The 14,439-nt window shown below is 61.0% G+C and carries 16 protein-coding genes; 15 read left to right on the forward strand and 1 reads right to left on the reverse strand.

Translation table 11 applies throughout. The features are described from left to right. Nucleotides 1-969 precede the first annotated feature (969 nt). From ACIQ39_RS05420 to ACIQ39_RS05465, 10 genes are all read left to right on the forward strand, one after another. A complete protein-coding gene (locus ACIQ39_RS05420; RefSeq protein ID WP_396433588.1) occupies nt 970-3,279 on the forward strand; it encodes a chemotaxis protein CheA in 2,310 nt (769 codons plus the stop codon). A 37-nt stretch (nt 3,280-3,316) separates the two neighbouring features. Then, entirely contained in the window at nt 3,317-3,823 is a 507-nt protein-coding gene (locus tag ACIQ39_RS05425) for a chemotaxis protein CheW (protein ID WP_396433589.1), read from the forward strand. Nucleotides 3,824-3,849: 26 nt separating this feature from the next. Beyond that, nucleotides 3,850-5,514: a methyl-accepting chemotaxis protein gene (locus tag ACIQ39_RS05430; protein ID WP_396433590.1), complete on the forward strand. Its 1,665-nt coding sequence runs from the start codon at nt 3,850-3,852 to the stop codon at nt 5,512-5,514. 3 nt (nt 5,515-5,517) lie between these two features. Continuing rightward, complete coding sequence (locus ACIQ39_RS05435) at nt 5,518-6,390, forward strand: CheR family methyltransferase (RefSeq protein ID WP_396433591.1); 873 nt, start codon at nt 5,518-5,520, stop codon at nt 6,388-6,390. Between the two features lie 17 nt (nt 6,391-6,407). Further along, nucleotides 6,408-7,466 (forward strand): chemotaxis response regulator protein-glutamate methylesterase, encoded by a 1,059-nt coding sequence (locus ACIQ39_RS05440; protein WP_396433592.1) that lies wholly within the window; start codon nt 6,408-6,410, stop codon nt 7,464-7,466. Between the two features lie 4 nt (nt 7,467-7,470). Next, nucleotides 7,471-8,655: an adenylate/guanylate cyclase domain-containing protein gene (locus tag ACIQ39_RS05445; protein ID WP_396433593.1), complete on the forward strand. Its 1,185-nt coding sequence runs from the start codon at nt 7,471-7,473 to the stop codon at nt 8,653-8,655. Beyond that, nucleotides 8,652-9,461: a hypothetical protein gene (locus tag ACIQ39_RS05450; protein ID WP_396433594.1), complete on the forward strand. Its 810-nt coding sequence runs from the start codon at nt 8,652-8,654 to the stop codon at nt 9,459-9,461. Before ACIQ39_RS05445 ends, ACIQ39_RS05450 begins: the two co-directional genes overlap by 4 nt. Before the next feature lie 61 nt (nt 9,462-9,522). Continuing rightward, a complete protein-coding gene (locus ACIQ39_RS05455; protein ID WP_396433595.1) occupies nt 9,523-9,999 on the forward strand; it encodes a cyclic nucleotide-binding domain-containing protein in 477 nt (158 codons plus the stop codon). Further along, nucleotides 9,996-10,346 carry a cyclic nucleotide-binding domain-containing protein gene (locus ACIQ39_RS05460; protein ID WP_396433596.1) on the forward strand — a complete coding sequence of 117 codons (351 nt, stop codon included), beginning with the start codon at nt 9,996-9,998 and terminating at the stop codon, nt 10,344-10,346. The genes ACIQ39_RS05455 and ACIQ39_RS05460 overlap by 4 nt, the downstream gene beginning before the upstream one ends. A 114-nt stretch (nt 10,347-10,460) precedes the next feature. Continuing rightward, nucleotides 10,461-11,036, forward strand: a complete 576-nt coding sequence (locus ACIQ39_RS05465) for a DUF2062 domain-containing protein (RefSeq protein ID WP_396433597.1) — start codon at nt 10,461-10,463, stop codon at nt 11,034-11,036. A gap of 54 nt (nt 11,037-11,090) precedes the next feature. On the opposite strand, the gene ACIQ39_RS05470 is transcribed toward ACIQ39_RS05465, so the two are convergent. Next, nucleotides 11,091-11,519 (reverse strand): hypothetical protein, encoded by a 429-nt coding sequence (locus tag ACIQ39_RS05470; protein WP_396433598.1) that lies wholly within the window; start codon nt 11,517-11,519, stop codon nt 11,091-11,093. Nucleotides 11,520-11,712: 193 nt separating this feature from the next. Between ACIQ39_RS05470 and ccmA the strand changes: the two genes are divergently transcribed. From ccmA to ccmE, 5 genes are read left to right on the forward strand one after another with little or no spacing between them, the layout of a single operon-like run. After that, a complete protein-coding gene (gene ccmA, locus ACIQ39_RS05475) occupies nt 11,713-12,387 on the forward strand; it encodes a cytochrome c biogenesis heme-transporting ATPase CcmA (RefSeq protein WP_396433599.1) in 675 nt (224 codons plus the stop codon). A gap of 4 nt (nt 12,388-12,391) precedes the next feature. Further along, nucleotides 12,392-13,060 carry a heme exporter protein CcmB gene (gene ccmB, locus ACIQ39_RS05480; RefSeq protein ID WP_396433600.1) on the forward strand — a complete coding sequence of 223 codons (669 nt, stop codon included), beginning with the start codon at nt 12,392-12,394 and terminating at the stop codon, nt 13,058-13,060. Beyond that, nucleotides 13,057-13,791, forward strand: coding sequence for a heme ABC transporter permease CcmC (gene ccmC, locus ACIQ39_RS05485; RefSeq protein ID WP_396433601.1), 735 nt, complete (start codon nt 13,057-13,059; stop codon nt 13,789-13,791). The genes ccmB and ccmC overlap by 4 nt, the downstream gene beginning before the upstream one ends. Nucleotides 13,792-13,825: 34 nt before the next feature. After that, nucleotides 13,826-13,984, forward strand: coding sequence for a heme exporter protein CcmD (gene ccmD / locus ACIQ39_RS05490; protein WP_396433622.1), 159 nt, complete (start codon nt 13,826-13,828; stop codon nt 13,982-13,984). Then, entirely contained in the window at nt 13,981-14,430 is a 450-nt protein-coding gene (gene ccmE, locus ACIQ39_RS05495; RefSeq protein WP_396433602.1) for a cytochrome c maturation protein CcmE, read from the forward strand. The genes ccmD and ccmE overlap by 4 nt, the downstream gene beginning before the upstream one ends. The last annotated feature ends 9 nt before the right edge of the window (nt 14,431-14,439 follow it).

A 14,439-nucleotide genomic window follows, 5' to 3' on the forward strand; every position in this document is an offset into this window, starting at 1 on the left:
GAGAGTCACGCGCTCTTCGGGTTGGATCTGTTTGTAGTGTTTCAATGGAGTGATTTGCATCTTCGGACCTTACAGGGTTTGCAGGTGTTGCACTTCACTTTTGAATCCGCCCAGTCAAACCATCGATACCTTCACAGTCTTTGGTTTTACGCGTAACAAGGGTCAAGTTGACGGCCAAAGCAATAGCGGCGATTTGCGCTTTAGCTGTGTCTATGGGTCTGCCTGCCAACTGGCTTTGTGCTCTGACCATGGCGTATTGCGTCACAGCAAGACCGCCGAAGTCAACACACGGCCAACGAAGTCTTCTTCAAAAATTGGCTGGCTGCGAGCGTCATGGCTTGGTGGCGTTTTCCAGCAGGCAAAAGGGCGTTACTGTCAAAATTTCTGCGTGTGTGACAGCACTGGTTTGCAAGTGATGAACCGATTGGGGGGTGACGCTCCAAGAGAGAAGCTGAGGAGCGGTCTCTGACCGCTAAAGCGCCCCAGCAAACCCATCGCGGCCGGAGGCCGATCCTGTCAAGAGCCATTGCTGTGGGTTGCCGCTCCTAGCTCGAAGCTGGGTGGGAGCGGTCTCTGACCGCGAAAGGGCCCCGGCAAATCTATCGCGGCCAAAGGCCGATCCTACCAAGAGCCATTGCTGTGGGTTGCCGCTCTTGGCTCGAAGCTGGGTGGGAGCGGTCTCTGACCGCGAAAGAGCCCCGGCAAACCCATCGCGGCCGGAGGCCGCTCCTATTTGAATGGAGAGCGCAGATGTGTGGCCTTTGACAAGTGCCTGCATTTGAAGTGATGGGTTTGGTATGAAAAATCACAAAAAACAACAAATTTAGAACGACTGATCGGGCTTTCTTGTGGTCAAAAAACCTCAATTGGCTAGGTTTCAGGGCATTTTGTGGAAAAAACGTCCTCATTAACGTTCAAATATTGTCAAATTTAAGATTTTAAGCGAAAAAATCTATATAATAGTTACTTATGACAAATTTACATGTCGACGCATTGCTGCAGGAATTGGCCACCGAAATGGCCTTTTTGTCGCCCGACAGCGCCCGAGGCTTGGTGGTGATGGCGGCTGCATTGGGCCAGCTCCAGCAGCTGCCGTCGGTCACGGCGTCGGCCGATGCCATGCAAGCGCTGGCGCAGTGCCTGGCGCTGTGCCAGCCTGCGGGGGGCGCGGGCTTGGCCCCGCCGCAGCTGGAGAAGCTGCAAACGGCTTTCGAGCGCATGGCCAATGCTTTGTACGGCGTCCAGTCTGCGCCAGAGGCCAGCGCTTTGGCTCAGCCGAGCGTGCACACAGCGTCGGTCCAAGCTGCGCCAGCCGCTCAGGCTGCAGCTCAAGCCGCAACCGAAGACGATGTGGGCCGCTTTTTCATAGGCCCTGACGACGACTTGGAGTTGCTCAACGAGTTTTGCAACGAAGGCCGCGACCTGCTCATTCAGGTGGAGCAAGGTGTGCTGGTGTTGGAGGACAAGCCCCGCCACAAAGACACGCTCAACCAGGTGTTCCGGGCCTTTCACACCTTCAAGGGCGGGGCGGGTTTTTTAGGCATTGCGCCCATTCAGCTGCTGGCCCACCATTTGGAGTCCCTGCTGGACGCGGCCCGCAAAGACCAGCTGCCCATCGATCAAACGGTGATCGACGTCATATTGGCGGGCGGCGACGCCTTGCAAAAATACGTCAGCGCCATCGCCCGGCAGCTGGCAGGCGAAGACCGGGGGCAGGCCATTTTTGTGGCCACCGCCGAGCTGCTGCAGCGCATTGAGGCTTGCTTGGCGGGCGAAGCTGCACCGGCAGCTTTGGCCTCGGTGGCGAGCACCACACCCACTGCGCCACCCACGGTCTTTGCCGCCACCGGGCTTGCGCTGCCCGGGCAGCCGACCCTCACGGCGCCGCCCGAGTTGTCGCCTCAGCTGGCCCAGGCCGAGCCTGTGGCCTTGCCGCAGCCGCCCGAAGTGGCCGAAGCGCTGCCCGCCGTGGCGGAAAACCCGGTGTTGGCGGTGCCTGCGCTTGCCAAACCTGTGCCAGCCGCAGGACCCGACAAAGCAGCCGCAGCAGGCCGACCAGCCCAAATGGCCAGCACCGGCAAGGCGGCACGCAACGAGGCGCTGGCCAATTTCGTCAAGCTCGACACCCACAAGCTCGATGCGCTGGTGGACCTCATGGGCGAGTTGGTGATTGCGCAGTCCATGGTGGTGCAGCACAGCTTGGTGCAGCAGCTGCGCGACCGCGAGCTGGACCGCCATTTGCGCCAGCTCTCGCGCATCACCACCGACTTGCAGCGCAATGCCATGTCTTTGCGCATGGTGCCGATTCGCTCGACCTTCCAAAAAATGAACCGCCTGGTGCGCGATTTGGCCGCAGCGCAGCACAAACAAGTGCAGCTGATCTTGAGCGGCGAAGACACCGAGCTGGACCGCAACATCGTCGAAGAGCTGGCCGACCCGCTGCTGCACATGATGCGCAACGCCGTGGACCACGGCATTGAGTCGCCTGCCGACCGGCTGGCGGCGGGCAAAAGCGCGCAAGGCAGTATTGAGTTGCATGCCACCCACCAAGGCGGCGGCATTTTGATCCGCATGCGCGACGACGGCCGGGGCCTGGACACGCAGCGCATTTTGAAAAAAGCCTTGCAAAAAGGCCTGATCACCGCCGACGACGCGCCCACCGACAAGAGCATTTTCAACCTGATTTTTTTACCTGGTTTCTCTACAGCCGAGGCGGTCACCGACATCTCAGGCCGGGGCGTGGGCATGGACGTGGTGCGCGGCAACATCGCCCGGCTGCGCGGGCGCATTGACATCACCTCGGCACCCGGTGCGGGCACCACTTTTGAGATTTTCTTGCCCCTGACCCTGGCCATCATCGACGGCATGCTGGTGGGCGTGGGCCAAGAGCGTTTTATTGTGCCCACGCTGACCATCCGCGAGTCTTTGCGGCCCCAGCCGAACATGGTCAGCACCGTGCAAGGCAAGGGCGAGCTGATCCGGGTGCGCGACAAGCTCATTCCCTTGGTCCGCCTGTCGGACAAGCTGGGCCTGGTCAGCCAGGTGCGCGACCCCTGCGAGGGCATCGTGATGGTGGTGGACTCGGGCGTGCGCAGCCGCGCCTTGTTGGTGGACAGCCTCATTGGCAAGCAAGAGGTGGTCATCAAGTCGCTGGGCCAGACCTTCAAGCACCAGCGGGGCATGTCGGGCGCGGCCATCTTGGGCGACGGCCGGGTGGCCCTCATCATCGACCCCGAGGCGATCAGCCAGTTGGGCAGCGTTGCCGAGGCGGTGCCATGAACGCCTTCCTTCACATTCAGTCAAAGGCCTCTTCACCATGACGCTCACCCAAAGCCTGCCCCGCGCAGGCAAGTACCTGACCTTTGCCGTGGCCCAAGAGCGCTACAGCGTGCCGGTGCTCAAGGTCAGAGAAATCATGCGGCTGTGCCCGGTCACGCCGGTGCCGCGCATGCCCGCCTACATCAAAGGTGTCATCAACCTGCGCGGCAAGATCGTACCCGTGGTGGATTTGCGCGAGCGCTTTGGCTTGGGCGCAGCCGAGGACACCGAGCGCATCTGCATCGTCGTGGTGCAGGTCGAAGAGCCCGACGGCGCCAGCCGCCTGACCGGGATGATTGTGGACGTGGTGGAGGAGGTCTCGCAGTTTCAAAGCGACGACCTCGAGCCCCCGCCCGACTTTGGCGATGCCGTGGACGCGCGTTTCATTGTGGGCATGGCCAAAACCCGGGGGCAGGTCAAAACGCTGCTCGACATCGACCGTCTGCTGGGTTTTGTGGGGCAGATCGACGTGCGCGCTCTGCACACACGCTCAGCTGAACTTTGAACACGACTCTTTAAAGGGCCTGAACCATGTTGAACTTGAAAAAACTCGTCGCCGGCTTTGCTGTGCTGTTTCTAGGCAGCCTGGCCGGTATCCCAAGCTTGAGTTATGTGCTGACCGAGCCCATCCGCATTGGCGGCCAGCTCTACAACCAGATTGCGCACGAAAAAGACCTGCTGGCCGCCGTGCTGCCGCCGCCTGCTTACCTGATTGAGACCCACTACATGGTGACCAGTGCCATGGTCACTGTATTTCAGACCAATGGCTCCACCAAGATCAGCAGCGAAGGCGAGGGCAAGCGCCTGGTCGAAAGCGCACCACGACTGATGAAGGAGTACAACGAAACCTATGCACAGTTTGCCAAGGGCGCGCTGACTGACCCGCGCCTGTTGCCTCTGCTGGAGGCCTCGGACAAGCCGGTTCGCCGCTACTTCAGCATCCTCACACAGAACTTCCTGCCCATTCTCGATGCCGGCGATCCGACCAAGATTCGCAATGAGTACGACCAGATGGTCAAGGCCTACGAAGAGCATCGCAGTGCCGTCGATATTTTGGTGGCCAAGACCAATGAGAGCACCCGGGAGACGCTGGAAAAAGCCGAGCAGATTCAAAGTCAGGTGGTCTGGAGCATCGTGGCCTTGGCCATCGGCGGTCTGGTGATAGGACTGCTCTTGGCCTGGGTCGCTTACCGGGTGTCCATCAAGCCCCTGACCAGCGTGGCCCGACTCATTCATGAGGGTACAGAAAAAAGCCGCCGGGCTTCCAGCCAACTCACGCTGGCCAGCCAAAAACTGGCGCAAGGCGCCAACGAGCAAGCCGCCGCCATTGAGGAGACCAGCGCATCGCTCGAAGAAGTCTCCAGCATGATCCACTCCACGGCCAACAACGCCGAGCAGGCCAAGCAGCTGGCCTCAGAAACCCGGGCCTCGGCGCAAGAGGGCGTGAGCAACATGACGCAAATGACGGTGGCCATGGACGCGATCGAGCGCTCCAGCAGCGATGTGGCCAAGATCGTCAAAAGCATCGACGAGATCGCCTTTCAAACCAACATTTTGGCGCTCAATGCGGCGGTGGAAGCCGCCCGCGCTGGCGAGGCAGGCGCCGGTTTCGCTGTGGTGGCCGACGAGGTGCGCTCGCTGGCCCAGCGCAGCGCCACGGCGGCGCACGAGTCGGCCGAAAAAATCGAGGCTTCCCTGCGCAGCAGCCGCACGGGTGCAGCGTCCTTGCAGCGGGTGCAGGAGTCGCTCAGCCAGATTGAAAGCAAAATTGCCCGCACCGATGCCTTGGTCGCTGAAATCACCATGGCCTCGCGCGAGCAGGCCCAAGGCATTGAGCATGTGGGCATTGCCATTGAGCAAATGAGCAAGGTGGCGCAAGACGCGGCCGACAGCGCTGGGCAAATTGCACTCGCTGCAGAGCAAACCTATGACCAGGCCCGCGAGGCCGAGGCCTTGGTGGAGCGCGGCATCAAGGTGGTGGGCTTTAAACTGCAGCGCAACGCCGCCGAGCGCGAGCACGAGGACAATGGCGGCGCTGCCCCGACGGCCGCGCGCCGGGTTCACCGCCAGCCGCGCGGCCCGGTGGGCCAGGTCAGCATGGACCGGTCCTACAGCAACCACGACGCGTCGCCAAGCGGCAAGCCCCAGCTGGGTGCACCCGAGGCGGGTGCCGAGCGCCACTTCAAGGACTTTTAAGCAGTGAACCAGGCCACAGTCCCTGTCCACGCGCCAGCAGACCGGCCGATGTCGGCTGAGGTGTTCGACCGCCTGTGCGCCTTGATCCATCAGCACAGCCGCATTCACCTCACGCCCAACAAGCTCAACATGCTGAGCAGCCGCTTGGGCAAACGCCGCCGGGAGTTGGAACTCAGCAGCTGGGACGATTACCTCGCCTGGCTGACGCAGCAAGGGCCGGACGAGATGGACATGTTGATCGACCTGGTGGCCACCAACCACACGCATTTTTTTCGCGAGGCCGTTCAGTTTGAAATTTTGCAGGCCGATCTGCTGGGCGCTTTGCTGGCCCGCAGCCCCACGGCCAAGCGTGGGCTGCGCTGCTGGTCGGCCGGTTGCTCCAGTGGCGAAGAGGTCTTCACGCTGGCCATTGTGTTGGCCGAGTATGCCCAGCGCCACCAGGCCGATTTGCGCTGGCAGATCGAGGGCACCGACATTTCGCACCGCGCCTTGCGCACAGCGGCGCAAGCCATTTACGAGCACGAGCGCTTGAACCTGCCGCAAGCGGGGCTGCTGGAGAAGTACTTTCAAAAAGGCAGCGGTCCCTACGAGGGCTTTTGCAAGGTCAAGCCCGAGCTGACGGACAAGGTGCACTTTCAGCGCCTGAACTTGTTTGGCCAGCTGCACCCCATTGCGCAGCCGCAGCATGTGGTGTTTTGCCGCAACGTGATGATTTATTTCGAGCCCGCCTCGCAGGCGCAACTGGTGCAGCGCCTGCACGACACACTGGAGCCCGGCGGCTATTTGGTGGCCGGCCACTCCGACAGTTTGCTGCGCATCCAGCACCCCTTGCGCAGTCTGGGCAACGGCATTTTTCAAAAACCCCTATCGGCTTGAAATTCTTGGAGCACGCCTTGCCAATCAAAGTACTTGTGGTGGACGACTCCGCGATGGTGCGAAAAACCATCAGCGACACGCTCGCGCACGACCCCGACATTGAGGTGGTGGGCGTGGCCAACGACCCGCTGATCGCCATGGACAAGGTGGCCCGCTTGCAGCCCGACGTGATGACGCTGGACATGGAGATGCCGCGCATGGACGGGCTGACCTATTTGCGTCAGCTGCAAAAAGAGCGCTCGCCCGTGGCCGTGGTGGTGGTCAGCTCGCTCACGCAGCAAGGCTCGCAAATTGCGCTCGACGCCATGGACGCTGGCGCCTCTGAGGTGCTGGCCAAGCCCGACGGCAGCATGTCCATTGGCGCGCTGGCGGGCAAGCTGGCCTTTCACATCAAGGCCGCGCACGCCGCCAAAAAGCGCTTTCGGCCGGCGGCCAGTGCGCCCGTGGCGCGCGCTGTGTCCCAGGGGCCCGCCCCTGTGGCCATGCTGGGCCGCCACGACAAACGCTTGATTGTGGTGGGGGCTTCTACCGGCGGCGTGGAAGCCTTGAGCCAGCTCTTGCCCGGTTTGCCTGCAGGCTTGCCGCCCATTTTGGTGGTGCAGCACATCCCGGCCTTTTTCTCCAAGGCCGTGGCCGACCGGCTGAACCAACTGTGCGGCTACCAGGTGCGCGAGGCGGTGCATGACGAGCCCATCTTGCCCGGCCAGTGTCTGATGGCGCCTGGCAACTTTCACCTGCTGGTGGCGGGCGTGCCCGGCAGCTACCGCACACGCTTGGTGCAAAGCCCGCCGGTGCACTACTGCCGGCCGGCGGTGGACTTGTTGTTTCGCTCGGCCGCCGAGCTGGCGGGCAAACACACCCTGGCGGTGCTGCTCACCGGCATGGGCAGCGACGGCGCTTTGGGCATGCAGGCCGTGCGGCGGGCCGGTGGCATCAACCTGGCTGAGCATGAAGACAGCTGCGTGATTTACGGCATGCCGCGCGCGGCGGTGCAGCTGGGCGTGGTCGATCAATCGGTGCCGATTGAGCGCATGCCGCAGGCCGTGATGGAACACCTGAGCCTGGTGGGAGCTTGAGACCATGACACCTACAGACACCTTGGCGCTGAACAGCGAGCCCGCCAACGCCTTGCTGGCGCAAGAGCGGGTGGCCCAGATGCTGCAAGACGCCCGCTTGCTGGTGGTGGACGACAGCAAAATGATGCGCATGGGCATCTCACGTTCACTCAAACAAATTGGTGTGCGCTTCATTGAGGAGGCCAGCCACGGCCGTCAAGCGCTGGAGCGGCTGCAGGCCGAGCCCTTTGATTTGATGCTGCTGGACGTGGAAATGCCCGAGATGACCGGCCTGGAGGTGCTCGCACAAATGCAGCAACACCCGCAGCTCAGGGGCTTTCCAGTCATTGTGATTTCAGGCGGGCAAGACATTGACGACGTGGTGCGCTGCATTGAAATGGGCGCCGACGATTACCTGCCCAAACCCTTCAGCCAAGTGCTGCTCAAAGCGCGCTTGACTTCTTCTATAGAAAAAAAGCGCCTGCGCGACATGGAGCAACTGCGCCGCCAGCAGCTCCAAGCCCAGCACGCGCAGCTCGAGCAAGAGCAGGAAAAAACCGAAAACCTGCTGCTCAACATCTTGCCCCGCTCGGTCTCGCAGCGTCTGAAGGCGGGCGAAAAACGCATCGCCGATGCGCATGCCGAGGTCTCGGTGCTGTTTGCCGATTTGGTGGGTTTCACCCAGCTGTCCAAGGGGCTGTCGGCGCCGCACTTGGTGGAGATCTTGGACAAAATTTTTTCAAGTTTTGACGCCATCGTGGGTGAAATCGGCGTGGAAAAAATCAAAACCATTGGCGACTGCTACATGCTGGTGGGCGGCGTGCCCGAGCCGCGCGCAGACCATGCGGTGGCCGTGGTCCAGGCCGGTTTTGCCATGCTCGAGGCCATGGAGGAGATCAACCGCCAGCACGGCACGCAGCTGCAAATTCGGGTGGGTGTGAACAGCGGGCCGGTGGTGGCCGGCGTGATTGGCATGCACAAGTTCACCTACGACCTGTGGGGCAACACGGTCAACATTGCCAGCCGCATGGAGTCCACCGGCACGCCGGGGCGAATTCACGTCTCGCCCTCGACCGCGCTGCTCTTGGGCCAGCGTTTTGCGCTCGAGGCCAGAGGCAGTGTGAGTGTCAAGGGCATTGGCGAGCTGGAAACTTTTTTTGTGCATACCCCCCCAGAAGACATGGAGGCCCCTGCGGCCAGCTTGCAATGAACGCTTTTAGTTTGACACCCCCAGTCGGCTTTGACAGCCTGGCCCAAGCTTGCGCGCAGGCGCGGGCGAGCTGGCCCGGGCTGCCCGTCATTGCCCAGGCCTGCAGCCAAAGCCTGGGACTTGCACAGCTTGAAGTGCAAGGGCCTGTCCATGAGGATGTGGCCGCCATGCTGCGCTTTGTTCAGGCGGTGGCCCAAGACATGGAGGCCTTGGGGCTCAACTGGCCTGAAGGCCTGGAGCCGGCCTACCACAACCGCCTGCACACGGCCGACGTGATGCTCACGGTCACGGCCTTGCTGCATGGCCAGCAGGCTACTGCTCAGCCGGCGGCCAGACCTTGGGCGGCGGCCTGTTTGGCGGCTGCCGTGGCGCATGATTTTGGCCACCCGGGCGGCACCAACTCGCAGCCCTTTGAGCTGGAGAGCCGGTCTTGGCAAGCGCTGGCCGAGCACACCAGCGCCTTGCCACAGCCTTGGCGCGGGCGCATCGAGTCGCTGATCTTGCACACCGACCCTCTGACCGTGCAGGCCAACCACCTGCGTGTGGCCAGCCAGGCCTTTGACTGGACCTTGCCGTGGTGCCAGGTGCTGCTCAACGAGGCCGACATTTTGCTCAGCGCCAGCACGCGCTTTGGCCCTGGGCTGAGCCAGGCTTTGGCCCAAGAGTGGCAGCGTGCGGGCGTGGCCGCCCATGCGGTGGTGGCCAGCCCGGCGGGGCGGCTTCAGTTTTTGCGTTCGGTGCGGTTTTCCAGCCCTGCTGCGCTGGCCTTGGGCCTGCCCGAGCAAGTGCAGCAGCAGTTGTTTTAAATGTGTGGCCTTGATTGCCTGGCCTTGAGCTTTTCAGTTGATTGTTTTGAGAGAGCAACCCATGAATTTTTCTGTGAACCTGGCCAAAGTGGCGGCCATGGGCACTTTGTCGCCCTATTCCCATGAGGCCATGGACGCCTATGTGCGCCACGGTTTGAGCAGCGAGGACCGCCTGTACTACCAGCTGGTCAGTGAGTTGTCTTTGGACTCGGCCGCCTTCATGCCGGGCCGCAATCTGTGTGTGGCGGGCCAACCAGCGAGTGAGGCTTATGTGGTGCGCCAGGGCGAGTTGGAGTTACAGACCGAGGGCGTGCGTTACCGGGTGGGGCCAGGCGCTGTGCTGGGGCTGGCCGCTGGCCTGGCCGGTGTGCCGCACAACATGACGGCCACGGCAGTCACGGTGGTCACCGCCAGCGTGATTCCAGTTTTCAAAGCCCTCAAGGGCATAGGCAGTTTTCACCCGGGTTTGCGCGGCATCAACCGCAACACCGTGATGCGCATCCTCAACCTCAACGCGGTACCGGAGTCCTTGAAATGAGCGGCTTTGTTGAAACCAGTTTTGCGGCAGGCGCCCATTTGTTTGAGGCAGGCCAAAAGGCAGACAAGTTCTACATCATCAAGCAAGGCACGGTGGAGTTGCTGGACAGCAAAACCGGCCAGGTGTTTGCCACCTTGACGGCTGGCCAGCCCTTTGGCGAGCAGGCGGTGTTGGCCGGTGGCGTGCGCAGTGCCACCGCACGGGCCAAAGAGCCCACGGTCTGCATGGCGCTGACGGCCACTGGCTTGCAGCAAGTGCTGTCCAAAGAGTCGGACATCAACCGCATCGTCTTTCGCGCACTGCTGCTGCAGCTGTCCATGGCCAACCAGCTGCGCCAAACCGGCTGAGATTGGCTTGACGCGCAAGGCACCGCGACAAGCAGCGGTTATTCATGCGGCTCCTGGGGCCGATATGGCGACTGTTTCGCTGCGCGGCCTGTTTATCGAAGACAATCGCCATCGATGAAAAATCGAATCAAAGCCTGGTTGCCCTCTGCCGACACCGTTCGCCAAAATCGTTGGCTGCGGTGGATGGGTCCTGTTCTCAATCACCCTCGGCTTTGGCACTTCAGTCGCAAGGGCATTGCTTTGGGCATGGCTTTGGGCGTGTTCTTCGGTTTGCTCATCCCCATCGCGCAGATCCCATTTTCGGCCACGATGGCGGTTGTTTTGCGCGCCAATGTGCCCATGGCCGTGGCCAGCACCTTGGTCACCAATCCCGTGACTTTTGGACCGGTGTACTACGGTGCTTACCACTTGGGCGTGTGGGTTTTGGGGCAAGATTCGGCAAAACTGCCTGAGGCGCTCCAGGCTGTGGAGGCCAAGGACAGTGTGGCCGATCGCACCTGGACCGAGGGCGTTTCGAGGTGGTTCAAGAAAATGACCACCGTTGGCAAGCCTTTGGCTGTGGGCTTGCTGATTTTGGCCTGTGTGTTTGGGGTCTTGGTTTACCTGCTGGTGAGCGTGATCTGGGTGCTCAAAACCCGTTGGAGCCGACGCCAACGCATTCGCCAACGCGAAGCCAAAAACAGCGTTTGATGCAGGCTTGCCGCCTGATCGGCTGCGCTGTGCAGCTGGTCGCTGGAGCCCCGCTTATTCAACTGGCCGTGCCAGCAATTTGTCCAGTTCTTTCTTCAGTTCGGCGGTGTTTTGAGGCAAATGAACCGTCTCAGTGGCAGCTCCCGTGGCTGAAAACAACACCACCGAGCCATTGTCCGCCTCAAAGCGACGGCCAAAGGCCTGGCCATGCGGGGCACCCAATGGGGCGACCAAAAAGGCGATGCGATCGGCGTATTCTTCCCGCAAGTCATCCATCATGGCCATCACCGCCATGCCCCCCATGGATTGGATGTCGTAGGCCAACACCAGCGCCGGTTGTCCTTGGCCAATGCGTGTCAAGTCGGTTGAGTAAGGGCTGCGTGGCAATTGGCTCCAAACCAGCGCCAGCACGCCAACCGTGATGGCTGTGTAAATCAGCCATTTGTGCCAGCGGAGAAGTCCTGGTTGTTGCGCGCTTGTCATGGGCTTGGGTCTCGAACAAAAAAACAAATGGCCAGGCGCATGCAGTCCATGCTGGGCCGATTCGGTGAAGGGTTAATGCGGGATGCGACAGTTGATTGTGAAGAAAATCTAAAATAGCGTCTTTCGAGCTGCCCGGGTTCTCACGTAGTCCCTAGGGTATTTTTTTAAGCCCCACGCTGACGAAGCACTTTTGATGACCGCCCCTTTGCTGGCCCCGCCTCTTTCTGTCCATGATTTGGCATGCGAACGCAGTGAGCGTTTGCTGTTCAAGGGCTTGAACTTTAACCTGAGCCAAGCGCAACTGTTGCTGGTCCAAGGCGGTAACGGTCAGGGCAAAACCAGTTTGCTGCGCTTGTTGACAGGCCTTGGCAGGCCGGACGAGGGTGAGGTGCGTTGGCGCGGTCAGCCCATTGCCCAGTGCCGCAACAGTTACTACCGCGAAATGGCCTACTTGGCCCATGCCAATGGCATCAAAGACGAACTCAATCCGGTGGAGAACCTGCGTTTCCATGGCGCATTGCACAACCGACCCTTTGCGCATGGCCAGGCGGTGGAAACGCTCCAGCGCTTGGGCCTGTCCCGCTGCTTGGACATGCCTTGCCGCGCCCTGTCGTTCGGTCAACGCCGCCGCGTCGCCTTGACCGCTTTGTTGCTCGCAGGTGCCAGCCTTTGGATTTTGGACGAACCCCTCACGGGCCTGGACGTGCACGCCGTGGCTTTGGTGGAGGGCCTGATCCGTGAGCACCTCAACGCTGGCGGCATGGTGGTGACCACCACCCACCAGATGATGAATTTGGACGGCTTTAACGTACAGCGCCTGCTGCTAGGTCAAGCGGCCACACCGCATGGCTTTGCAGCAGAAAGCTAGTGTGATGGTTTACTTTTTTTGGAGCGTTCTGCTGCGCGACCTCACCTTGGCCGCAAGGCGGCGCAGCGACTGGCTGTTGGCGGTGTTTTTCTTTGTCATGGTCGCCAGCCTGTTTCCACTGGGCGTGGGGCCCGAGCCCGAGTTGCTCCAGCGCATCGGCCCGGGCGTTTTGTGGGTGGCTGCCAGCTTGGCTTCTTTGCTGTCTTTGACCCGACTGTTTGAAGACGACCACCGCGACGGCAGCTTGGAGCAGATGGTGCTCTCGCCCGCCTCTTGTGTGCTTTTGGTGCTGGGCAAGGCCGCGGCCCATTGGTTGGTTTACGGCATTCCCTTGTTGTTGATCACGCCCGTGCTGGGCATTCAGTTCAACTTGCCTTGGGAGGCTATTGGGGTGCTGGTGTTTTCTTTGCTCTTGGGTACGCCGATTTTGTCTTTGTTGGGCGCTGCGGGTGCGGCGCTGACGCTGGGTTTGCGCGGCGGTGGCGTGTTGCTGACCTTGCTGATTTTGCCCCTGTACGTGCCTGCATTGATTTTTGGCTCAGGTGCCGTGGATGGCGTTCTGGCGGGCACGGGTGCCCAGGCGCACCTGTCGCTGCTGGGTGCTTTTTTGTTGGTGTCCTTGTTGGTTGCCCCTTGGATCGCAGCCGCTTCCTTGAGAGTGTCTTTGGAATGAAATTTTTTCACTACGCATCCCCCGCCACCTTCTACCCTCTGGCGGGCAAGCTCATCCCCTGGGCCGCATGGGTGGCGGGCATTTTGTCTTTGCTGGGCTTGTACATCGGCTTTTTTGTGGCCCCCACCGATTTCCAGCAGGGCGAGGCCTACCGCATCATCTTCATCCACGTGCCCGCAGCCTGGATGGGCATGGTGATCTATTTGGTCATGGCGTTTTGGGGGGCCATCGGTTTGGCCTTCAATGCACGCTTGCCATTTTTGATGATGCGGGCCCTGGCACCCACCGGGGCCATGCTGACCTTTGTCGCGCTGTGGACGGGGGCGGTCTGGGGCAAGCCCATGTGGGGCACTTGGTGGGTTTGGGACGCGCGCCTGACCTCGACTTTGATTTTGCTTTTCCTGTACATCGGCACGCTGGCGCTGTGGTCAGCGATCGACGACGTCAAGCGCAGCGACCGCGCCGGGGCCTTGTTGACCCTGATTGGCGTGGTCAATGTGCCTATCATCTATTTTTCGGTGATCTGGTGGAACACCCTGCATCAGGGTTCTACGGTTGGTTTTACGCACGCCCCCAAAATGGCCGCTACCATGCTGCAGGGCATGATGACCATGACCTTCGCCGCTTGGGCTTACACCATCGCGGTGAGTTTGGTGCGGGTGCGCCGCATCATTTTGGAGCGCGAGCGCAAAACCGAATGGGTCAATGACATGCTGGTGAAGGAGTCTTGATATGGAATGGGCCAGTTGGTCAGATTTTTGGAACATGGGGGGGCGGGGCTTTTTCGTCTGGAGCGCCTTTGGTGTCACGGCGATTTGTGTCCTGGCCGAAGTTGTTTGGCTCAGGCGCTCGGTCGGTCAATCTCGCCGCCGTCTGGCGCGCATGCAGCAATGGGATGCATCACAAGAGGAATCACAAGCATGAAATCTCGGTACAAAAAACTCTCCATCATCGCGGTCGCTTTGCTGGGTCTGGGCGGCGCGACTGCGTTGGTGCTCAATGCTTTTCAGTCGAACCTGGTGTTTTTCTTTTCGCCCACCGATGTGCACCAAGGCAAAGCACCGGTTGACCGGGTGTTTCGCATTGGCGGTCTGGTGCAGCAGGGCAGCGTCCAACGACAGGCCGATGGTCTGACCACGCGTTTTGTGGTCACCGACACGGCTCGGATCATCCCTGCCGTTTACACCGGCATCTTGCCCGATCTGTTTGCTGAGGGCAAAGGCGTGGTCGCCGACGGCAAGCTGGGGGCCGATGGCACGTTCACCGCCAACCGGGTACTGGCCAAACACGATGAAAACTACATGCCCCCCGAGGCCGCCCATGCTTTGGAGCAGGCCAAGGAAGCAGGGAAAACCCTGAATTCCTACTGACCCACCCAG

It is taken from the genome of Limnohabitans sp., assembly GCF_044361645.1.
Classification (GTDB): domain Bacteria; phylum Pseudomonadota; class Gammaproteobacteria; order Burkholderiales; family Burkholderiaceae_C; genus Limnohabitans_A.